The organism is Streptomyces sp. Y2F8-2 (assembly GCF_014905555.1).
Lineage (GTDB): Bacteria > Actinomycetota > Actinomycetes > Streptomycetales > Streptomycetaceae > Streptomyces > Streptomyces cynarae.
In genome coordinates, this window is sequence record NZ_BNGS01000004.1 from 675,815 (window position 1) to 696,234 (window position 20,420).

General features: G+C 67.6%; 21 protein-coding genes and 1 pseudogene. 4 read left to right on the forward strand and 18 right to left on the reverse strand.

Annotated elements, in window-relative coordinates:
- Positions 1–264 precede the first annotated feature (264 nt).
- Positions 265–918, forward strand: a complete 654-nt coding sequence (locus SY2F82_RS17425; protein ID WP_200419973.1) for a class I SAM-dependent methyltransferase — start codon at positions 265–267, stop codon at positions 916–918.
- 62 nt (positions 919–980) lie between these two features.
- Here the strand turns inward: SY2F82_RS17425 and SY2F82_RS17430 are convergent.
- Positions 981–1,451, reverse strand: a pseudogene (locus SY2F82_RS17430) (transposase); the annotation flags it as partial.
- A 1,087-nt stretch (positions 1,452–2,538) separates the two neighbouring features.
- Between SY2F82_RS17430 and SY2F82_RS17435 the strand changes: the two are divergent.
- Positions 2,539–2,934 carry a VOC family protein gene (locus SY2F82_RS17435; RefSeq protein WP_200419974.1) on the forward strand — a complete coding sequence of 132 codons (396 nt, stop codon included), beginning with the start codon at positions 2,539–2,541 and terminating at the stop codon, positions 2,932–2,934.
- A 338-nt stretch (positions 2,935–3,272) separates the two neighbouring features.
- Here the strand turns inward: SY2F82_RS17435 and SY2F82_RS17440 are convergent, their stop codons facing one another.
- Complete coding sequence (locus SY2F82_RS17440) at positions 3,273–4,442, reverse strand: cytochrome P450 (RefSeq protein WP_200420053.1); 1,170 nt, start codon at positions 4,440–4,442, stop codon at positions 3,273–3,275.
- Positions 4,443–4,539: 97 nt separating this feature from the next.
- Here SY2F82_RS17440 and SY2F82_RS17445 point away from each other — a divergent pair, with 97 nt between their 5' ends.
- Positions 4,540–5,013 carry a transposase gene (locus tag SY2F82_RS17445; protein WP_374707171.1) on the forward strand — a complete coding sequence of 158 codons (474 nt, stop codon included), beginning with the start codon at positions 4,540–4,542 and terminating at the stop codon, positions 5,011–5,013.
- Here SY2F82_RS17445 and SY2F82_RS17450 read toward each other — a convergent pair.
- The 14 genes from SY2F82_RS17450 to SY2F82_RS17520 form a co-directional block, all read right to left on the reverse strand.
- Entirely contained in the window at positions 5,007–5,360 is a 354-nt protein-coding gene (locus tag SY2F82_RS17450; protein WP_200419975.1) for a hypothetical protein, read from the reverse strand. The two genes, SY2F82_RS17445 and SY2F82_RS17450, sit on opposite strands and share 7 nt — an antisense overlap.
- Positions 5,361–5,589: 229 nt before the next feature.
- A complete protein-coding gene (locus tag SY2F82_RS17455) occupies positions 5,590–5,736 on the reverse strand; it encodes a hypothetical protein (RefSeq protein WP_200420058.1) in 147 nt (48 codons plus the stop codon).
- A 69-nt stretch (positions 5,737–5,805) separates the two neighbouring features.
- Complete coding sequence (locus tag SY2F82_RS17465) at positions 5,806–6,273, reverse strand: SUKH-3 domain-containing protein (protein ID WP_200419976.1); 468 nt, start codon at positions 6,271–6,273, stop codon at positions 5,806–5,808.
- Positions 6,274–6,613: 340 nt separating this feature from the next.
- On the reverse strand, positions 6,614–7,870 hold the full coding sequence (locus tag SY2F82_RS17470; protein ID WP_200419977.1) for an amidohydrolase: 1,257 nt from the start codon (positions 7,868–7,870) through the stop codon (positions 6,614–6,616).
- Positions 7,867–8,607 carry a trimeric intracellular cation channel family protein gene (locus SY2F82_RS17475; RefSeq protein ID WP_200420054.1) on the reverse strand — a complete coding sequence of 247 codons (741 nt, stop codon included), beginning with the start codon at positions 8,605–8,607 and terminating at the stop codon, positions 7,867–7,869. The genes SY2F82_RS17470 and SY2F82_RS17475 overlap by 4 nt, the downstream gene beginning before the upstream one ends.
- 453 nt (positions 8,608–9,060) lie before the next feature.
- Complete coding sequence (locus SY2F82_RS17480; protein ID WP_200419978.1) at positions 9,061–9,696, reverse strand: maleylpyruvate isomerase N-terminal domain-containing protein; 636 nt, start codon at positions 9,694–9,696, stop codon at positions 9,061–9,063.
- Positions 9,697–10,125: 429 nt separating this feature from the next.
- Complete coding sequence (locus tag SY2F82_RS17485; protein WP_200419979.1) at positions 10,126–10,566, reverse strand: VOC family protein; 441 nt, start codon at positions 10,564–10,566, stop codon at positions 10,126–10,128.
- 464 nt (positions 10,567–11,030) lie between these two features.
- A complete protein-coding gene (locus tag SY2F82_RS17490) occupies positions 11,031–11,813 on the reverse strand; it encodes a phosphotransferase enzyme family protein (protein ID WP_236041554.1) in 783 nt (260 codons plus the stop codon).
- 319 nt (positions 11,814–12,132) lie between these two features.
- Positions 12,133–13,368 (reverse strand): epoxide hydrolase family protein, encoded by a 1,236-nt coding sequence (locus SY2F82_RS17495; RefSeq protein ID WP_200419980.1) that lies wholly within the window; start codon positions 13,366–13,368, stop codon positions 12,133–12,135.
- A gap of 628 nt (positions 13,369–13,996) precedes the next feature.
- The gene (locus tag SY2F82_RS17500) at positions 13,997–14,470 is read right to left on the reverse strand and encodes a diadenosine tetraphosphate hydrolase (protein WP_200419981.1); all 474 of its coding nucleotides are present in this window, start codon (positions 14,468–14,470) and stop codon (positions 13,997–13,999) included.
- An 830-nt stretch (positions 14,471–15,300) separates the two neighbouring features.
- Positions 15,301–16,920, reverse strand: a complete 1,620-nt coding sequence (locus SY2F82_RS17505; protein WP_200419982.1) for a cytochrome P450 — start codon at positions 16,918–16,920, stop codon at positions 15,301–15,303.
- Entirely contained in the window at positions 16,917–17,204 is a 288-nt protein-coding gene (locus SY2F82_RS17510) for a hypothetical protein (RefSeq protein WP_200419983.1), read from the reverse strand. Before SY2F82_RS17510 ends, SY2F82_RS17505 begins: the two co-directional genes overlap by 4 nt.
- Before the next feature lie 207 nt (positions 17,205–17,411).
- Positions 17,412–17,843, reverse strand: coding sequence for a hypothetical protein (locus tag SY2F82_RS17515; RefSeq protein ID WP_200419984.1), 432 nt, complete (start codon positions 17,841–17,843; stop codon positions 17,412–17,414).
- Positions 17,844–17,902: 59 nt separating this feature from the next.
- Entirely contained in the window at positions 17,903–18,373 is a 471-nt protein-coding gene (locus SY2F82_RS17520) for a hypothetical protein (RefSeq protein ID WP_200419985.1), read from the reverse strand.
- 356 nt (positions 18,374–18,729) lie between these two features.
- Between SY2F82_RS17520 and SY2F82_RS17525 the strand changes: the two genes are divergently transcribed.
- The gene (locus SY2F82_RS17525) at positions 18,730–18,927 is read left to right on the forward strand and encodes a hypothetical protein (protein WP_200419986.1); all 198 of its coding nucleotides are present in this window, start codon (positions 18,730–18,732) and stop codon (positions 18,925–18,927) included.
- A gap of 531 nt (positions 18,928–19,458) precedes the next feature.
- Here SY2F82_RS17525 and SY2F82_RS17530 read toward each other — a convergent pair.
- Positions 19,459–19,755 carry a hypothetical protein gene (locus tag SY2F82_RS17530; RefSeq protein ID WP_200419987.1) on the reverse strand — a complete coding sequence of 99 codons (297 nt, stop codon included), beginning with the start codon at positions 19,753–19,755 and terminating at the stop codon, positions 19,459–19,461.
- 54 nt (positions 19,756–19,809) lie between these two features.
- Entirely contained in the window at positions 19,810–20,250 is a 441-nt protein-coding gene (locus SY2F82_RS38950; protein ID WP_236041556.1) for a DUF6233 domain-containing protein, read from the reverse strand.
- Positions 20,251–20,420 lie beyond the last annotated feature (170 nt).

Here is a 20,420-nt window from a genome sequence, read left to right on the forward strand (position 1 = left end):
ATGCGCTCAGCTCTGGTGCCCTGACCGCATGGGTTCGGGTTCGGCTTTGCTCTTGGATTCGATGGCTATGGGGGAAGTGTTCGTAGCCGCTGGCGTTGGACTTGCACGTCGCCGTGGCGTTGCACGCCGACCAGGACGAGGTGCTCCGACCGGAAACGATCAGCGGAGTGGTGTGATGGCCGGGTGTCTGCGGCGGTGGATGTCGCGCGGGTCGACTCAAGGTCGTGACACGGCCTGTCGGTCCTCTGGTCTAGGGTCGCCCGCATGGCTGAGCCCTCCTTTCTGACCGCCGTCCGCGAGTCGTACGACACGGTCGCCGCCGATTACGTCGAACGCGTCCCGCCTCCAGCCGCGTTGGACCCGCTGTCACGCGCGATGCTGGCGGGGTTCGCCGAACTGGTGCGGACGGCCGGTCTGGGGCCGGTCGCGGACCTGGGGTGCGGCCCTGGACGCGTGACGGCGCACCTGGCCGGGCTGGGAGTGTCGGCCTTCGGCGTCGATCTGTCACCGAAGATGATCGGGCTGGCCCGGCACGCCTATCCGAACCTGCGGTTCACCGAGGGCTCGATGACCGCGCTCGAGACGAGGGACGACGAGCTCGGCGGCATCCTGGCCTGGTACTCCACCCACCACACGCCCCCGCAGTGGCTGCCGGCGGTGTTCGCCGAGTTCCACCGCACGCTCGCGCCCGGCGGCTACCTGCTCTGGGGAGACTATGTCGGCGATGAACGGCTGCAGCCCACCCAGGGCTATGGTCGTCCGGTGTCCTACGAGTCGTATCTCCTGCCCCTGGACCGCATGATCGGCCTGCTGGAGCAGGCCGGACTCGTCGTCACCGCGAGGCTGGAGCAGGAGCCTGGCGGACGGGTGAACAGACCGCACGCCTGCCTGCTGGCCCGCAAGCCCCAAAAGCCCTGACGGGGCTTGTTCCTGCGGCGAAGCCGCTCGTGTCAAAATCGCCGGCGGTCACGGCGCGGCGCTCATGCCGCTGAATTGAGAGGGCGGCCCCATCGGATGCCTTTCTCGCTGCGGATACGGGCGCGTTTCCGGCGCTGGGCGGCCAGGACGTCGGGATGACGAGCGTTCCGGTTGGGCCAGTACAGGTAGCGGTGCAGGGCGCGGGTCTGGACGGCGTGATTGGGGTGGTTGAGTTGGCGAGGGTGAACTGCCGTAGCGACCCGAAGTGCGCCTCGATGGGGTTGGCCCAGGACGCGTTGGTCGGCGTGAAGCAGAGTTCGGCCTTGTTCCTGGCCGCCCACCGGCGGATCTTGCTGCCTTTGTGGGCGGATGGGTTGTCCAGGATGACGTAGGTGGGGCACCGTCCGGGCGGGCCGCCCGGATGCTCTTGAGCGCGGCGCCCGGATGCTCTTGAGCGCGGCGAGACTGTGATCGGCGCCCTCGCGACGCCGGTTGACACCCCAGAGCGTGTCGTTGCCGACGGAGTAGCAGCCGAGACTGCATCTCGCCTTCGCAAGGCAGGAGTTGGAGCCAGTTGGGCAGGTCGCAGGTCAGCGTCAGGTCAGCGCGGTGACCGTCGGCCAGATCTGGTTGACGTTCATCCTGCGGGAGGGGAGGCGGGCCGGGCAACCCGCGATACCGCCCTGTACCGGGTCTGTGACAGGCTGCTCCCGTCCAGCGAGCTCGCGACCGCGCTGCTGCGGCAGGCCGAGATGTGCAGGCGATGCCAATGCCGGGAACTGCTGTCGCCCGGTAGTCGAGGTAGCCGTGGGGTGTGTGAGGGGGGATACAGAGATGGACACGGAGCGGACGGGGCAGCCGCTCGCGGACGAGTCCGGTTCCGAGGGGGCAGAGCCGGAGTGCGTCGCCGACTCGCCGGAGCCGCGGTTGCCGAGGGAGCCAGGGGTGCTGCAGGCCGGCGGTGAGGCCGGTCCCGCGCGCGGGTCGGCCGGGGGACTCCGCGGCAACGGTCGGCCCCGTCGCGCCTGGCTGAGCTGGACCCGACGGGTCGCCCTTGGTCGCCCTCGGTCTGCTCCTCGCGCTCCTCGTCTCCACCCTCGCCGCCGGAGTCGCCCTACGGCTGAACTACGCGGGTGACCCAGCGCCGGAGACGTACACCCGGAATCGGGACGCTCTGTGGCTCGGCCACGCCTGGGTCGACGGACGTAAGCGGAACACGGACCTTGATGCGCTGGCGCGCCGCGCCTGCGCGACACCGGCATCCGCGACCTGTACGTGCACGCGGGCCCGCTGGAACACGACGGCACGCTCCCCAAGGCCGCTTACAGAAATGCGCGTCGGCTGATCGACGCCGTACACCGCGAGCTACCCGGCGTACGCGTCCAGGCCTGGCTCGGCGACGAGCTCGCGAGCGAGGGATCGGTTGGCCTGCGACTGCAACGGCAGGCGGCACGAGCTGCGGTGGTCCGTTCCGCCCGCCAGGTTCTGGCGGCCGGGTTCGGCGGCGCCCATTTCGACCTAGATGATCGATTCCAAGGGTTGGTGGGCGTAGCAATTTCGGACCCGAGGGGTGGCGCGGCCCCATAGGCTGAGCCCCCGTCCGCACTGTCTGGGGGAGTAATGACCAGTAGGTTCACCGAGTTGGTTGTCGACTGCCACGATCCGGAGCGGCTCGCGGCCTTCTGGTGCGCGGTCCTGGGCTTCAAGGTGATCGACCGGAGCGAGGGCAAGGTCGAGATCGGTTCCTGGGAGCCGACCGTCGAGGAGGTACGGGCCCGCCAGATGCCGCCCTCCCTGCTCTTCATCCAGGTGCCCGAGGGCAAGACCGTGAAGAACCGGCTCCACCTGGACGTCAGCCCGATCGACGGCAGTACCGACGATGAGGTAGCCAGGCTGGTTGGCCTTGGCGCCACAAAGGCGGACGTGGGCCAGGGCCCTGGCCGGAGTTGGGTGGTCATGGCCGATCCCGAGGGCAACGAGTTCGACGTCGTGCGCACCCTGGCACCGTCCAATTAGATGATCACTGTGGCACTGCTGCAACCGCCCCATGTCCGGGGCACGGTCGCGCATGGCCTCGCTGTCCAGGGCCAGCTCGAATACGAGACTCAATCCTTCCGCCCCGAACCGCTCGGCGAGTTGCCGCCAGTCCCGCCCCAGCTTGTTCGCCGGGGCCGTCGCCGTGGGGCTGCGACGCAGAGAGCGGTCGAAGAAGCCCATGGCGGCGGTCACATGACGCCGGACGGTCGTGTCGGGCCGCAGACATGGTCCGATGCTCATTGCGATACGGCAGCATCTTCCACGACGACACGCATGAGTCCTGACCGGAACGGATCAGGTGTTCAGGAAGCGCGAGGTCAGGACTTCCACCGCACCGGAAGCTGGTGCGGGCCCCGGATGAGCATGCCGGGGCGCCAGCTCAGGGCGGCCGGGTGCGCGTCGAGTGCGAGGTCGGGGCAGCGCTCCAGCAGGGCACGGATCGCGATCCGAGCCTCCATGCGGGCGAGCGGCGCGCCGAGGCAGTAGTGGATGCCGTGACCGAAGGCGACATGACCGCCTGCGGGCCGCCGGATGTCGAAGCGACCGGGGTCGGGGAAGCGTGCCGGGTCATGGTTCGCGTCGGCCAGGGCCACGAGGACCAGCTCACCACCGCCGGGGATCACCGTAGTGCCGATCTGGACCGCCTCGGTGGTGAACCTGAACGTCGGCGTCTCCACCGGCCCGTCGTAGCGCAGCATCTCCTCCACCGCGTTGTCGATGAGCGTCATGTCCTGGCGGAGTGCGGCGAGTTGGTCGGGATGGGTCAGCAGGGCCAATACGCCGTTGGAGATCAGATTGACCGTGGTCTCATGCCCCGCGACCAGCAGCAGCCAGGCGGTTCCGCGCAGTTCGTCCGCGGACAGCCGGTCACCGTCCTCGTCAGTGGTGCGGATCAGGGCGCTCATGAGGTCCTGGCCTGGGGCCCGGCGCTTGCGCTCCAACAAGTCGGTGAGATACCCGGCGACCTCATCCGTCGCCGCGAGCCGCGCCTCCGGGTCGGGATCGGTGAGGATCGTGCCGGTCCAGGCACGGAACGCCGCCCGGTCGAGCATGGGCACACCGAGCAGCTCGCAGATGACCGAGATCGGAAGCGGGAACGAGAGTGCCTCGACGAGATCGGCCCGCCCTTCTGGAAGCGCCACCATCGCGTCGAGCAACTCGTCGGTGATCTGCCGCACCCGCTGCGAGAGCTGCTCGATCCGGCGTGGAGTGAACTCACGGACGACCAGCTTGCGCAGCCGTTCATGGTCCGGTGGATCGGAGTTGAGCATGTGGGGCCCCGCAGACGGACTGGGGATCGGAAAGGACGGCGAGGCGTTCTCCCACTGCTTGGACAACCGCGGATCCACCAGCGCGGCCCGCCCGGCCTCGTACCCGACGACAAGCCAGGCCTCCGCGCCCTCCGGAATCCGCACTTTGTGCACGGGGCCGCGCTCCCGCAGCGCTGCGTAAACCGGATACGGATCGCGGACGAAGTCCTCGCCCATCGCCACCAGATCGATCACCTCGGCTGCCGCCAACGCCTGCCCCCGTCTCCCGGCTCGCTCCGACGCTAGCAATGGGCGGCGCTTCGGCGAAGTACGCATTCAGCCGAACCGGGCGGGGAAAAACGGCCGGCGCCGACGGTGTGCACATGGAGGCCCTTCTCCTCGATGCTGTGGTGGACGAACTGCCCCGCGCTGCAGACGCAGTTTCACCCGGACCGACTACTGCGGCCTGCTCATCGCCGCCCACCAGCAACTCGGCGCACCGATCGTGCTCGTTCGGGACAACCTGAACGTGCACAGAGACCGCCGGCTGCGGGAGTTCATCGACACCCACGACTGGATCACCTGCTACTTCTTGCCGTCCTATGCACCCGATCTCAACCCCGTCGAGGGCATCTGGTCACTGCTGCGACGCAGCAGTCAGGCCAACCCCGCTTTCACCGACCCTGACCACCTCATGAGCGCGCTTCGGCACGGTCTCCGCCAGATCCAGTACCGCAGCAACCTCATCGACGGATGCCTCACCGAAACCGGCCTCACCTTGACGACATCACGGCAACAAGGTCAGTAACCGGATGCCTCGGACCACACAGTTACCTGCGCCATTTCACCGGTGTGGAAGTCGTTGCTCGTCGATGTGACTGTCACCACGGCGATGCGTCCTGCATCAGTCTGGATGCAGAACACCGTTCCCTTCTTCACCTCCAGATGCGGCACGCTCTGGGTGGAAAGCAGGTCGGAACACTGCTGCCTGTTGGGCATGGTCGAACCTGTCCACAGGGCCAAACTGGGCTGGCTCGTCGGGTCGAAGCCAAAGACCCGGGGCGGGTCAATCAGCCCCAGGCTTACGTCTTGGCCGCTGAAGTCGAGTTTCGGCGGGTCGACGTCGAGGTCCGGCCCCGTTTCAGCGATGCGCACGGGCCCCGTGTACTGGATCGCGTCCGAGGCAGAGCTCAAGGTTGCGCTTGGAGCGGGGGAGGCCGGGGAACTCCCGGAACCCGAGTCGGGAGGCTGGTTGGCCGGCGGAGTGGTGTCGGCTGGCGGCATGGTTGTGCCTGGCATCTTTGAGGCCTGCATCGACGTCCTCGCCAAGCACGTGCGGACCTTCGCCCACGTGGTCACCGACCTACTGCCACAGTGGATCGAATCAGCCAGACCAGCTACCGGCCTGCCCAGTCTCAGCCGATTCGCTCAGCACCTCGAACGCGACCTTGACGCCGTCGTCGCCCGGACTTTCCCAGCCGTGGAACTCCGGTGTCGTCGAGGGCCATGTCAACCGGATCAAGATGCTCAAGCGCCAGATTTTCGGTCGCGCAGGATTCGAGCTCCTCCGCAAGCACGTCCTGCTCGCCAAATGACTATGTCAGCGGGCCTGATCCGACTGTCTGTGATCGTCATCGATCCTGCGGGGCATCGCGCCGAGGATCAGATTTTCGAGGGCGTGCGGCATTGGCCCGAAGCTGGCGACCCAGGTCTCGACAAGGTAGATCTCACTGTCCTCATCGATACCGAGAAAGAATCGGCCGTGATCGAGTTCGCCGAGCGGGAAGAGACGTCTCCCCAAGGAGTCGCTCCATTCGGAGAACCGGTCATCCTCTCCCCAAGCCAGCTCCGGGTCCAGCTCGAATGGTTCCCGGGCGCGGTTGATTCCCGGGCCGCCGATGCTCATGGTCAGCCCTCCGAACTCCTGGAGAAACTTCTCGGCAGCGTCGTGCATGACGATCCCGACCGCTTCGAACCTGGACCGCCAGCCGGTCGTGTCGACCCGCCTGCCCGCCGTCCATCCAGAAGCCTCCAGGACCTCCAGCACCTCCGGCGACCACTCACTCATGACAGGCCCAGCCCCCCAGCTTGAAGCATGAGGCGATCATCCCAGCAGACGACCCGAGAGAGAACAGCGTGTGACCGCACCACAAGAAGTGGACCAGAGCTCGTTCTCGTGTACACAGCCAAGCGCCGGGGGCAGGAGGCCGAGCACGATGCCGCGGCCTGGATGCGCCGCTGAGGGTACGAGGACCCGTGCCCAGCCCGGCGGTAGTGACGGCGAGGTCCGGCGCCAGGGTCTCAGAGGAGGCCGGCCTGCGGGTGGCCACGGCCCGGATGTGCGATCTGCCGGCTTCGTGCGGTGAGGGCATGGCAGTGACGGTCGGGCAGGAGAACGACGTGTGCTGTCAGGTGCCGAGCCAGGCGAGGGCTGCGACGGTCAGGGCGCTGACGCCGGTGTCCAGGGTGGGTTGGGTGACGGGGGCGAAGGTGGGGCTGTGGTTGACGGGGACGTCCTGGGCGATCGTGCCGTTCTCGGCAGCCTGGGCGTACAGGCCGGGGTCGATGCCGCCGATGCCCCAGTAAGTGAACAGCGCGCCGAACGCTTTGGGAATCTCACTCATGTCCTCGCTGGCGGTCTGCAGGTCGATGGTGTGTGCGTTGTCGCCGAAGTGGGCGGCGAATGCCTCGGCGACGCGCCGGGTCGGGGCTTCGTCGTTGACCGTGGGCGGGAAGGAGGTGATCTTTTCGATCCGGGGTGCCTTCGGTGAGCGGGAGGCTTCGCACTCGGCCTTGACGATCCGCTCGATCGCGTTCAGGACGTGGGTGCGCGAGGCGTCGTCGTAGGTGCGGACGTTGACCTGGATGACGGCGCTGTCGGAGATGACGTTGGGGCCGGTCCCGGCGTGGACGCTGCCTACGGTGACGACGGCGGGGGTGGTGGCGGCCAGTTCCCGGGAAACAATGGTCTGCAGGCGCACGACGATCATCGCGGCCATCACCACGGGGTCCACCCCGGCCTGGGGCATGGAGCCGTGTGCTCCCCGACCGTGGACGGTGATGCGCAGGCTGTCCGCGGCCGACAGGAACGGTCCGCAGCGGGTGCCGACGTAACCGGCAGGATAGGGCAGAACGTGCTGGGCGAGGACCACGTCGGGTCGGGGCGCCTTGGTCGTCAGACCATCGTTGATCATGGCGTGGGCGCCGTCGCCGTTCTCCTCCGAGGGCTGGAAGAGAACCACGAAAGTGCCCCGCCAGGCTTCTTCGGCCTGGGCCATCAGCCGTGCACAGCCGATCAGGCAGGCCACATGCACATCGTGTCCGCAGGCGTGCATCACAGGCTGCTCGGTGCCGTCCTCGCCGATGACGGTGACCGTGGAAGCGTAGGGCAGACCGGTCTGCTCACGTACCGGCAGGGCATCCATGTCGGCGCGAGCCATGACAACCGGGCCCTCGCCATTGGCCAGAATCCCGATCACCCCCGTCCCGCCGATGCCGCCGGTGACCTCGTAGCCGAAGCCCCGCAAGGCAGCGGACACCCTCTTGGCCGTGCGGTGCTCCCGCAGGCCGAGTTCGGGGTGCCTGTGCAGGTCCTTGTAGAGTTCCTCCAGATCGGAGCGGATGGACTCCAGACCGGCCAGCACGGTGCGGGCACTGTCGCTCACGGTTCCTCCTTGTGCGAGTGGGACTTACCCCCACGGCCGGTGGCGGGACGAGAGCGGCGCCGCATGAGCGAGGCCAGTTGGGAATGGGGCTGCCAGTCCAGGCCGCTGGGCAGATTCCAGCCGAAGTGCACGGCGGTGAGCCGGAAGACCAAGGCCACGGCGACACCCAGGCCGATACCGACCCCGGGAATCCCGAGGTACGAGCAGAGCACCGTGACCGCGGCGACCACCAGGGCGACAGTGGCATACAGGCCATTGCCGCCGAACACGGCAGGCACCCGGCCGAGGATGACATCACGCAGGGCGCCACCGCCGACAGCGGTGAGGGTGCCCAGCATGACGGCGGGGAGCCAGCCCAGACCGACCGCCAAGGTCCTGTTGGCGCCCGCGACCGCCCAGAACCCGATTGCCGCGGCATCGAGCACAGTGAAAAGACGGGTCCAGGACTGCTCACTGATCCGGATCAGAAAAGCGACCGCGGCACCGGCGAAGGCGACCGCCAGATAGGCGTAGTCGGTCAGCGCCACCGGAGTACCGTGCTGCAGCAGCACATCCCTGATCACACCTCCGCCCAGGCCGGAGACGACGCCGACCACCAAGAACCCGAACAGGTCCAGGCGCGCCGTGCGAGCCACAGCACCACCCAACAGCGCACACGAGCAGACACCGGCAAGGTCGAGATACCGCGTCACCACATCGATCCCGGCGGGAACCAAAGAAGCCGACATAACGGACATGGTGGACACGAGGTGAGCATAACCGACATCACGCTCTCAGCCACAAAGGCGACCACAAAGCGCGGCCGATACCGGCAGCACACCCAAGCGCATCGCGGCCGTGCCACGAGCGATGGCCGGCACGACCGGCCCCACCTGTCGGCGATGCTTCATCCGGCGATCCGATCGCCCACGACGGCCGCACCGTGGTCGCCCACCACGAACGCCTCAGCCGCCGGGGCGAGTCCCGCCTGGTCCTGGGCCACTACCTGGAGGCCCTCCTGCGCAAGCCGGGTCCCTTCCCCGCGCGACCGCACGCTCAGGCTGCCACCCATCCGCCAGCAGTTCGCCGACCTCGGCCACCGTCGACCGGCTGGCCTTCAACGGAGCCATCGTCCAGACCGGCACCGAGTCCTACCGCCTCGCCCACACCAAAGCCCAGGCCGAACGGGTCGGCGCGAGCTGACGCGACGTTCAGAACACGTTGATCGCAGTTTGTGCCCGCTCCGCGCGAGTCAGGGCCCGGAGCAGGGCCGCTTGGCCATGGCGCCGGACGGCAAGCCCGGTCAGCACCGCAAGTACGGGGTCGAGGGCCGTCCCTGGAAGTTCCGGCGCGCTGAGGCCGACACTGACCGCCAGGTCATCCATATGCACAGCGAGCTCGACCATCCGGGTCACGAGGAAATCGTCCAGGCTCAGTGCCCATCCTGTTTGCGGCATGAACACCACCCAGTCGCCCTGCACCTCCTCGATGCCGGTTCGTTGCTGGTCGAGCGCGGCGTGAACGCGCTTGACCAGCCGCCGCACGCCTTCGGACGAGATGCCTTCACCCTTCGCTCGAATCCCAGAGTTGATCTCGCCGTCGAGCGGCGCGTCGATCCACGCGGCCCGCACGTAGTGTTCGAGCACAGGGAGGGGTTCCTGCTCAGGGGCGGGTCCCTGCAGTGCCGAATCCACGCTGAAAATCTGATACGCGAGGTGGCCGGCCAGACCGCCGACGGTCCACTGCGCCAACGCGCTGGGCTCCTCCCACGAGGCTGCCACTTCCGGTGCGTCCAGCAAGGCTACGGCCTGCGCGGCGGTCTCCAAGTAGGCGTTCTTCAGACTCACAAGCCCCCCATGATCCGTCCGGAATCCCAACCCTACGCAGTGCCGCTGACAGGGGAAGCGAAATACCACACAACCTTCCACGCAGCGCACTGCCCCGCAGTTGCGTGCGCAGTGTCTGGGGCCGCCCGCTCATGGAGTGTCCGGGCTGAGCCAGCCGGTCAGGGATGCCTTCGGCGGCGCTGCGCGCCGAGCTTTGCGCAGGCTGGATGCCTGTGCCGCCCCTGTACCTGGTCGACTAGAGCGTTTCTCCTTGATGGACTGGTCAGTTGATCGGATGTGTCTGGCTGAAGAAGCCCGTGCATGTGACTGGCGTCCCCCCAGAACGGCGCCTGCCGGCGAGCCGGCGGATCGCCTGGAGGTGTTCGGTGCGGACGATCTTCCGGGATGTGGAGGCGCTTTCGACGGCCGGTGTGCGGCGGTGAAGGGCCGTTAGCTGATCTGTTCGGCCAGGGCGAGGATGATGCCTGAGGGGCCGCGGAGGTAGCAGAGGCGGTAGAGGTCCTTGTACTGCGCCACCTCGCCGACTAGTTCGGCGCCATGGCGGTGCAGCCGGGCGATGGTGTCGTCGATGTCGTCGACGGCGAACATGACCCGGTGCAGGCCCAACGTGTTCGGCGGCGGGTTGCGCGATCCGTCGCCGATCGCCGCGGGGGTGTGGTACTGCGCGAGCTCCAGCCTGCCGTGGCCGTCCGGGGTCCGCATCATCGCGATGTCGCTGCGGACTCCGTCGAGTCCGACGGCCTGATCCGCGAAGAGGCCCTCGATCTGAGCCTTGCCTTCGACCTCCATGCCCAGTTCGGTGAAGAAGGCGACGGCGGCGTCCAGGTCTTCGACAACGATGCCGACGTTGTCCATCCGCTGAAGCGTCATGACGGTTCTCCCTCTGCGTTGCGCGGCCCTTTGAGGCCACCGGTATACCGAGGACGGACCCGGCGACCGTTCTCGACACTCGGGAACGGGCTGAGTTCCGCAGGCCCGCTTCTGGCCCGCCCTGGGTTGCCCGAATCGCCGAACGAGAACCCCGCCCATACACGACACAAACGGTCAAGGAAACCCTCTATCAGGCACCCGAATGAGACACCGCAGGGAGTCCGGAGAAACGTCCCACTTGGGCGCCGCTGCCCAGCCCGGCCGTGGCTCGGGCCCGTGCATTTTTCCGCATGTCAGATCCGGTGTCCCCTGTGGACGTGATCGGTGTGGCGAAGGCTCAGCCGGCAACGCCTGGCGGTATTGCGTGTGGGGTGTTGCCTTCGGGACGGCTCACCTCCGGCCCGAACGTCATTGAAGGACGCCACGCCGTTCGACGCCGGGAGCGAGGCGCGGGTGGAAGTGCCTCAGCCGGCGAGCAGGGCGTGCACCCACTGGTCTTCGCGCTGTTCGATGTATTCGGCGTCGCTTCGCCAGGCGTCGCCGTGGCCTGCGGCCCACAGTGTTGTCCAGGGCTGGACACCCCGGGCGGCCTGGTCGCGCAGGAAGTCGTGCATGGAACGCGTACGGCGTCCTAACAGAGGGACCAGCCCTCGGCGTTCGGCTTCATCGAGGCCGTAGGCGTTGGCAAAGACTCGCAGTCGGTCGCCCGCGTCGCGGCGTTGCCAGTCAGGATGCGCGGACAACGGGATGAAACCGTGCATGGCATACGCGACGTCCCACAGACGGGAACCGGGGCCGGCGGTGTCCCAGTCGATGAAGGCCCACTGGGACTCGTCTGCGACCACAAGGTTCCATGGGGCCAGGTCGTGATGGGCGATGATGTCGCTGCCCTCGGCGGGTATCAGCACCTGCCAGTGTGCATCGGGCGGTGGCGTGAAGTCCTGTACTGCATCGTGGAAGTCCCGGATCAGGTGTGCCACGCGAGCCAGTTGCCGAGCGGGTTCCAGCAGAGAGAACCGGTAGGGCCAGACCACATGGCCCGGCACAAAGGTCAGGACTTCGCGCCCCTGGTCGTCAATGCCCAGAGGACGAGGTGCCGCCCGGAATCCCACCTCGTGCAGGTGCGTGAGCAAGGCGTGCACTGCGGGCGTCCACGGTCCGGTCGGACGGCGGACGGTATCTCCGACACGAACGACACCATCGCTGACGTTGCCACCGGACAACGGCTGTTCTTCATCATGCTGCACCGAACCAGTGTGTCTGATCAGGGCGCCATGATCACCCCGTTTTGAGGGGAGTACCAGGCGGGACCCAGAGGTGAAAGAACGAGCTGAGTGGGCCGGGGACGTCCCGTTCTCGTGAGTATCGCTCCCGGACCGATCCGGTTGCCTCCCGAAATGGTGAACAACCCGTCCCAGAACTCATGAAGATGGCCAATGGGCCGGGAATTCAGGGAGGCCGGCTCAGGCTGACGGCGCGGCGGGCGGCGCGCGACGGTCAGCCGACGCGCACGCCCCGTCAGGCAACGTTTGCCTGGCCCGATGCTGCACGAGCCCGCAGGGCCGTTCAGGGCCTGCGGCCGTGGAAGGTGCGGCACAGGTCGCCCACCCAGGCGTCGGGGTTCTCCCAGGGGATGAAGTGGCCGCCGCGGTCGTGGGCGTTGACGTTGACGTGGTTGAACCAATCGGCCTGCGGGCCGGTCTTGAACGCCCGGACGCGCTCGTTGGCGGTGTGGATGCCGGGCGGGTTCTCGTATGTGACGAAGGTGAGGCCGACCGGGGCCTGCACGACCGGGGTGCGGTCGTGGGCTGGGACCCAGGGGTGGCGGTTGGCGTTGGCGTAGTAGCGCATCGACGTGGCGATGGAGTTGTTCACCCAGTAGATCGTGGCGTGGGTGAGCATGTCGTCCTTGGTGAAGACGGACTCGACGTCGCCGCCATTGTCGCTCCAGGCGTTCCAGCGCTCCAGCAGCCAGGCGAGCAGTCCGGCGGGTGAGTCGCTCAGCCCGTGGGCCAGGGTGGCGCCGTCCAGCGTGTGCACGGCGAGGTGGGACGCCCAGCGGTGGTCCAGCTCGATGATGCGGGCGCGGACGTCTGCGGGCTGGTCGTCGGTGAGGGGCCGGTTCCGGGCGAAGTCCCAGGCGCGGGGGCCGGTGAAGAAGTCGAGGGGCAGCCCGGAGCCGATGTGGATGCCGTACAGCTCGTCGGCGTATTTGTGGCCGAGCTGGCTGGAGACGAGCGCGCCGATGTCGCAGCCCCCGGCGGCGTACTTCTCGTATCCCAGGGTCTCGGTCATCAGGGTGTGCCAGAGGTCGGCGACCTTCCAGAAGTTGACGTCCGGAAAGCCGGTGAGCGGGCCGGGGAAGCCGAAGCCGGGCAGGGACGGCACGATGACGTCGAACGCGTCGGCGGGGTCGCCTCCGAACGCGGCCGGGTCGGCGAGCGTGTCGATCACCTTCGACCAGTGCCAGAACGTCCATGGCCAGCCGTGGGTGAGAATCAACGGGATCGGGCTAGGGCCGCGGCCGGGCTTGCGCATGAAGTGCACCGGGACACCGGCGACGCTCACCTGGTAATGCTCGTAGACGTTGATGGCGGCCTCGGCCTTGCGCCAGTCGTAGCCGTCCCGCCAGTAGGCGACCAGCTTGCGGAGATAGCTGTCGGGGACGCCGTAGGACCAGTCCCCGTTCGCCTCGTCCAGCGGCGGACGGGTCAATGTGAGACGGGCGCGCAGGTCATCGAGGACCTCGTCGGACACATGGATCGGGGTGGGCTCCAGGGGGAAGGCGTGCGGGATGGTCATGCCGTGGTTCCTTACGGGATAGGGGGAAGTGGTGCCGTCGGTCTGTTGGGTAGGTGGGCAGCGAGCCTGGCCATTTTCAAGGAGTGCCGGCAGCGACGCGGCGCATGCCTGCCGGTGGTGCGGGGCGAGCCGGCTGGCTAGACGGCCGATGCGCTCCTTTCCCGTGACTCGACCACCTTTGGCACCAGCGGGCGTGATCTGAGCCGGCACCGCCTCCGCCGCCATCGTCTGTGGCGACGGATCACCGCACTCCCAGCAGTACCGCCGAACCGCCCCACCAGCCCCCACACCCCAGGTCATTCAGCCGTACCCACCTCACGGCAAGGGATCAAGAACAGCTACGGACTTCCGCCACCGCCCAAACCCGCCGCTCGCCCCGGCAGCACTCGCCCGGCCGGCGTCGAGCGTGATCTTCTGGAGCCGACCGCGACCCGCAACTGCCCGCATTGCCAGCAGCCCGTCATCATCGTCGCTCTGCTGGCCACCCCGGAAGCCGCCCGGCCAGCCATGCCAGCCGGAGTGGACATCATCCCGCTGCGGAGAACTCCCCGACTGCGCCCCCGGACGATCCCGGCTGAGCCTCACGAACACCCCGGCCGCCGACCTGCCGGTGGGCAGCCCGGACACATCAGTACGCCAGTTGGTCGAGTTCTGCACCGATTGCCTCACGCAAGACGTCGTGCTGCGGGCCGAGCGCATACCGCCCGTCGCTCCACCGCTCGCGCGGATACAGCCACACCGGCCGCCCCACGAGATCGTCCGGCTCCCAGTCGAACCGCGGCCACACATGCGCATGCAGGAACGGGTCGGTGTTTCCCAGGATCTCCAGATTGACCCGCCGGAAGGCCGGATCCAGCCGCTTGCAGGCACGCTCGACTGCCTCGCCCAGCGTGTCCATGTCGGACAGGAACGCCAACCGGTTGCCTTTCGGAAGCTCCGACAGTCGCTGTACCGAAGGATCATCCACCAGGAGCACCGAGTATCCCGGGAGGAACTGCACGTCCCCGATCACCGCGAATCCTGCCGTCAGCCTCCGGAGCACTGTGGGATTCACGCCCCGAACCGCGCTGCCGATCCGGTCCTTCCGCCAGTCATGGGTCATGATCGGCGACCCTGCACATCGCTGATCGCCCCACCACTGCGCACGTCCAAGAACAGCCTGCTCATGCTCGTCATTGTCCCCACACCGTTCAAGGCTGGAGGAACTGACGGAAAGAACATCGCTGCCGAGGTGCAAAGAGCCCCATCGACGCCCACCACATGCAGCTACACGCACCGCGGCGAAGAAGGCTGCCGCGAGCCGCTCAGCCCCGATTTCGGGCGACCTCGCGTCTGTTCCTGGGTATTCGGCCCCCACACCTGATAGCGGCACGCCTCCGCGAGGCACGCCCACGTGTGAGGCCGGCCAGTCCGCGAAAACGATCTCGTCCAAGGTCACCGCACCCGATTCATGAGGCGATCACGCTCACTCCGACATGCCGTCCTCAAGAGGAAGCCATGCGCGTGCTCTTGCTCGCCATCCGCTCCGCGGCTCATCAACGCGGTTGACACGGCCGAGTCCTGGTGCGGAGGTGCCGTCGGCGTGACGACGATGAGGTTGATGTTGGTCAGGCGGGAAGGGCCATCTGAGTGGACGCGGGAGCGGCGAAAGGCGTTCAGCCGGTTCGAGGGGGGCCATCCCGGCGGCCGGGCGCAGTTCGAGTCCTCCTCGATCTGCCAGACCACGTAGCCGTCATGATCGTCGCCCTGACAGGCGGTCAGGCCTGCTGCCCTCTGCACGGTCGTCCTGCCGCGCCGTCATCGGACTCATCCCTCGTCCCGTCCGCGCCACGGAGAACGGATCCCCGAGTAACTTCCGCACGCCCCTGCCCCAGACGAAACCGCACAGGCAGTCGTCCGCCGGTCAGGCCCGCAGGTGCGGTAAGCCGTCCTCTACGTTCCCGCTCCGTCAGGAGCCAGGGTCACAGGCAGACTCCGGTGTCCATTGGAGATGAAGGAAGGAACCGGCTTGACGCCGGTGGGGGATGGGACGAATGCGAGGGAGGGGAAGCGTTCGAACAGTGCCGGGAGCGCAGTGGCTGCCTCCATGCGGGCGAGCGGCGCGCCCAGGCAGTAGTGAACGCCGTAGCCGAAGGCAAGATGGTCCTTGACGTCCCGGGATGCGTCGAAGACGCCTGCTGACGGGCCGTGGTACTCGGGGTCCTGGCCGGCGGCCGCGTAGGACGCCAGGATGGCGTCCCCCTTCGGAATGGTCGTGCCCGCGATGCTGATGTCCTCGACGGCGTAGCGCAGGGGCAGGTGGGCCACGGGGGCGTCGACACGCAGGCTTTCCTCGATGACATCGGTCCAGGTGACTTTGCCGTTGCGGACTAGGTCGCGCTGGTCCGGTGCGGTCAGTAGCGCGTAGACGGCGTTGTCGAGCAGGTTCACGGTTGTCTCGTGCCCGGCGGCGATGATCAGCAGGAGCGTGTCGACGACTTCTGCCCCGGTCAGTGACTCGTTGGTGTCGCCGGAGGAGATCAGGTAACTCGTCAGATCGTCCCCCGGGTGCCTCCTGCGGTAGTCGATCAGGTCGTTGAGCAGGTGGTAGGTGGTGCGGTAGTTGGCGGCAGCGTCCTCTGGACCGAGTCCCGTGTTGAAGATGTTGTCGATGCAGGCGCGGATACCGACGGCCATGGAGCCTTCCGGGACACCCATGAGCTCCGTGATCACCTGCACCGGAATCACGTATGCGAAGTGCTGCCGCAGGTCCACCACACCGTCGATCGCGGTGCCAGGCAGATCGTCCAGCACACTCGCCACTATGCGCTCGACCCGAGGGCGCAGCTGGGCCGTTCTGCGGGCGGTGAAAGCCGGCGTCACCAGTCTGCGAAGCCTTCGGTGGTCGCTGCCGTAGGCGGTGAACATGTTGGTGACAGACACCCAGGCGTACAGCGGCCACTCGGGGGTGATCTCCCCGGCGATGAATCGGGGCCAGTGCTGACGGGGATCCTTCGATACCCGCGGATCGGTCAGGAGTTGTTCAAGGAGGGGGTGGCTGGTGACCGACCACGCCGGGACGTCACCGGGAAGGGTCACTTTCGTGACGGGGCCACGGGCGCGGAGCTGGGCGCCTTCGGCGCGTATGTCGTGACCTGCCGGGTCGAGAACGTACGGGTGGTGATCGTCGGTTGACAACTGCCCGCCTCTCGTCGGTGTGCAGTGGTTTTGCCGATGGCTTCGGTCTGCGACCGGGCCAGCAGCAGCGGACCGGCATGGACAGGCGGGTCCGCCGGCAGGCGCTGGATGCTGCAGTGCGATTGTGCTGTGTGGTCGACGCGTTGGCGATACCGCCTGTGGCCGGTTGGCCGGGATGCGGATCGAGCTCCACGACGGTGCGTTGGCAGAAAGCCACTTGTGGGCGACGGTGTCAGTGTCGGCGCCCTTGGCGATCTGCGTGTCGAGTCCGCCGAGTAGCCCAGCGGTGAGCTTGGCCGAAACGACATTGCAGGCATCGGCTGTGGGATGGGGCAGGACGCCCTGCTGGAACACGTGCACGACGTTCTTGGTCATGTTGACGAAGTCCGGCTCACCGGTGTCCAGTACGGCGTCCCGCCACCGTCCGCCGCGCAGCCCGGCACATCAAGCAGGCGCAAGCTCGCGGGCGATACGTACACCTCCGTGGCCGCCGTCCGCAGAGCGGATGTCCGGGTGCGGCGCCCGGGCTGCAGGGCACGCAGCACCTCGCTGTGCGTGAGGGCGTTGGCGGCCGCCGTCCGAGCCAGGTAGGAGGCCGTGGTCTCTCCGGCGATCAGCGGCACCCGCAGCGGGACGTCCACGGAGCCGGAGTGTTCCACGCCGCGGGCTCACGGGCTGGGCGGCACGGGAACGGTTCGCTCGGTTGGCCTCAAGCCGGCACCGTCATGCCCAGGTGGGCCTTGACTGGCCACGGTGTCGGGTGGCCCGGGGCATATTGCCCCGGGCCACCCGACCCTGCTGCGACATGAGGCGTCGGTGAGCTCTTGTTCGTCGGGGCCCAGGACTCGACCGCGGGCAGGGCGCGATCAGTTGTAGTAGAGCCACACGTCGGCGTAGACGCTCGCCCCTCCGTTCGGACGGGCGAGCACCATCCCGGTGAAATTGCCTCGGAAATATTTCCAGGGGCTGCACGTCTTGTGCTTCGGCCCGTAGTAGTTCGGGCTTTTCCACTTGATCCCCGAACTGGCGTGCAGGTACAGGTTGTAGCCGTCCTTGAGGTGTGATCCCCAAGCGTTGTAGCAGATCTGAGCCGAGTGGTTCGCCCACATGATCGGCGTCTGCTTGTTGCCGCCTCCGGCGTAGGAGTGGATCCGAAACGGACCGGAGGCCGAACCCGATACGGTCGGCTGCGCGGTCTGCGCTTGGGCGAGCGGCGAGACACCCGTGCCTGTGATGCTGGCTGCGAGTGCCAGTGCCGCTCCTGCGGCTGCGATGGTGGCCCGTTTACGTGCGTTCACAGTTTGTCCTTTCTGCCACATGGGCTACGTGTTTCTTCTTGCGCGTACGGCACGGAAGGTCAGGGGGCGCCGAACGCTCCGACTTCGGTGGTGTGCGCCTTGCCGACCGACGTGAGGACGAACCGCAGCGGCTGGCCGTCCCGGTAGCCGCCCACGTTCTGGACGTAGTTCATCGTCCAGTCGCAGGGCTGAGCACCGCTGTCTCCGATCCACTTGTGTGTCTCGACGTTGTAGATCCGCAGCCGTGCCTTGCTGTGGTCGCCTCCGTTCCAGCAGCGGAAGGCGCCGATGACCCGTGCCGAGTGGGCGTCGAACGACCTTGACACCCACTTCTTGCCGTGCTGGTTGAGGTAGGAAGCGGTGATCTTCGTGGGGCCCCAGAGACGGTGCCAGCCGGCCGCCTGACTGCTGTGATTCGCGCCTTGCGCTGGCGTCACCGGGACGGAGGCGGCCTCGGCCGCTGCGGTGGTTCCTGCGCCGATCGTCAGCGCGACGGCGGCTGCAGCAATGACCTTGCGCGCACTTGTCATGGGGATGCCTCCCGTTCTTCGGCCATGGAGCGTTGAGAGCGGCATCGGATGGACCAAGCCGCTCTGTGCGTGCAACCGAGGCTGCGGCCGGAGCACTCTCCGGATCCAGCGTCCGGAGCCCAGTGGAGGAATCCTGGGACGTCTCGCGCTCTGACCTGCGAAGAGGGAGCGTTCGATGACGGTGTTGCGGGACACCACCAGACCGGGATGTGTCGGCCGGCGCGACCTCCCGAGCCGCCGGCTACCGGCCTGGCAGCGGCGAGAAGGCCGGCGTCGTACTGTGCAGTGCCACAACCGAGCCCACCGGCCTGGTTCAAACCGCCCGCCCCGGCACCCGGAACCGGAGACGACGACTTTTGCCTTCCTCCCCGCAGGCCAACGGCCCATCCCGTCCCTCGCGGACCGCTGCACTTGCGGGCGCCGGCATCAGCAGCGTCGGCAGCCTTGCCGCATCCCTCGCCGGCGCACCCGGGGGCGTCGTACTCGCCGTCGCGGTCACCGGCCTGGTCACCGTGCTCGTGCAGTCCCTCATCCAGGGCGCCATACTCCGCTGACCGCCTCGCCTGGTGGCAGACCTACTGGACCCACCGACACCAGTCCGACCGCCCGAACACCCCACCCGAACAGCACCCGCCGGCTTGAGGAGCACGGCCGTCCCGGAGGACCGGGATCGCGGCGGTCGGCGGGCGCACGGGTCGGCTTGCTCCGGCAAGCAACAGCCGTGGCACAGCGACGAGTGGTACCCGCGCCGACCGATGCGGCACCGAGGCAGCCATCCTGCATCGACCTGCTGCGCGTTTGGATGTCATGAGCCATGGGCTCTCTGCACTCACGGCCGGCCTGGCTGCACGCACTGGCGCAAGCGCTGCGGAAAAGGATGGCCACGCTCAGTGGCGTCCTCTCATCCTGCCGTCTCCGCGCCGGAACGCCCTCTCTGGCGAGGACTTCCTCAACTGCGCTTCTCACCGCCGGACGGCTCGGGTGCTACAGGGGTGCTGCTTGTCCGCGTCCGCAAGCAGCGTCACACGGGCCCACCTGCGCATCCCTTGATCCATCTATCTCGAGGCCCAGCCTGCCCGGATGCGTCATGCTGTGTCGAAGTCTGACCGGGGCCGTACCTCCACGATGAAGTCCGGGTCCTCGGTGCCGTCCTTTTCGTCGTGCCAGAGGAAGACCCGCACGTGCATCGCGTGGTGGAGGCCGATCCTTTCCCACTCGGTCATCAGCTCGCCGACGATCCGGCCGATGGCCAGCTTGGCGCCTTCGGCCGAGTCGGGGGCGGTGATCGCACCGTGCCATTGCTCGGGGTCGCCATAGGGGCGCCAGCCCTCGGAGCCGTGCGGCTCGAACACCCGGTACGCCCAGTCCGTCTCGGTGTCCATAGCACCGATCCTGTCACTGCAAGGAGTCTCATGCGCCGTATCGGCTCCCCCCGATCAGCGCGGTGCGGAGCGAACAACAGCTGTCCGACGTGATCGAGCTGGGCGACGGGTCCTATTCGTCATCGGGAGGGGACCGCTCGCCGACGGCTCGTACAACCGCGAGGCGCTGCGCCGGCTCGGTGCGTCGATCGATGCCGACGAGACCGCGATGATCGTGCCGCGCGAGGTCGTGCTGCACGCCGCGAAGCAGCTGGTGGCCGAGGGGTCGTCGGGTAGGTGGGCGGCTAGCGGCAGGCGTCGATGTGCTCGCCGGGCGGCTGAGTCGAGGATGCGCAGCCGGGAGTCGGACTGACCGTGGCTGCACGCCTGCAGCCCTGTGGCGAGCAGGTGGCGTGCTTCGTCATGGTTGACGGTACGGCGTCGCTTGGCCGCCCGGTGGCAGTTGCCGGCCTGAGCCTGGACGGGTGGCCGGCCCGCACCGATGCCGAGTTCCACGATCTACTCCGGAGGCCGCGGACGGCTTCGCCGGCCGCGTTCCTGTTCGGCCTGCCGTCGCTCCAGAGCTGCGATCTTACGGTCGAAGCGCTCCGGTATTGACATGCGGTGCGAAACGCCCGTAACTTCCTCGGAACCTAGAACTAACGCGCGTTATTAAAGCGCGAAAC

Coding starts and splice junctions, on each gene's coding strand:
- SY2F82_RS17530 (WP_200419987.1), bottom strand. CDS start 19,755: ATGGACACCGAGACGGACTGGGCGTACCGGGTGTTCGAGCCGCACGGC.
- SY2F82_RS17440 (WP_200420053.1), bottom strand. CDS start 4,442: ATGGGCGAGGACTTCGTCCGCGATCCGTATCCGGTTTACGCAGCGCTG.
- SY2F82_RS17505 (WP_200419982.1), bottom strand. CDS start 16,920: ATGACCAAGAACGTCGTGCACGTGTTCCAGCAGGGCGTCCTGCCCCAT.
- SY2F82_RS17435 (WP_200419974.1), top strand. CDS start 2,539: ATGACCAGTAGGTTCACCGAGTTGGTTGTCGACTGCCACGATCCGGAG.
- SY2F82_RS17485 (WP_200419979.1), bottom strand. CDS start 10,566: ATGACGCTTCAGCGGATGGACAACGTCGGCATCGTTGTCGAAGACCTG.
- SY2F82_RS17465 (WP_200419976.1), bottom strand. CDS start 6,273: ATGAGTGAGTGGTCGCCGGAGGTGCTGGAGGTCCTGGAGGCTTCTGGA.
- SY2F82_RS17425 (WP_200419973.1), top strand. CDS start 265: ATGGCTGAGCCCTCCTTTCTGACCGCCGTCCGCGAGTCGTACGACACG.
- SY2F82_RS17520 (WP_200419985.1), bottom strand. CDS start 18,373: ATGACAAGTGCGCGCAAGGTCATTGCTGCAGCCGCCGTCGCGCTGACG.
- SY2F82_RS17500 (WP_200419981.1), bottom strand. CDS start 14,470: ATGACCCATGACTGGCGGAAGGACCGGATCGGCAGCGCGGTTCGGGGC.
- SY2F82_RS17475 (WP_200420054.1), bottom strand. CDS start 8,607: ATGTCCGTTATGTCGGCTTCTTTGGTTCCCGCCGGGATCGATGTGGTG.
- SY2F82_RS17495 (WP_200419980.1), bottom strand. CDS start 13,368: ATGACCATCCCGCACGCCTTCCCCCTGGAGCCCACCCCGATCCATGTG.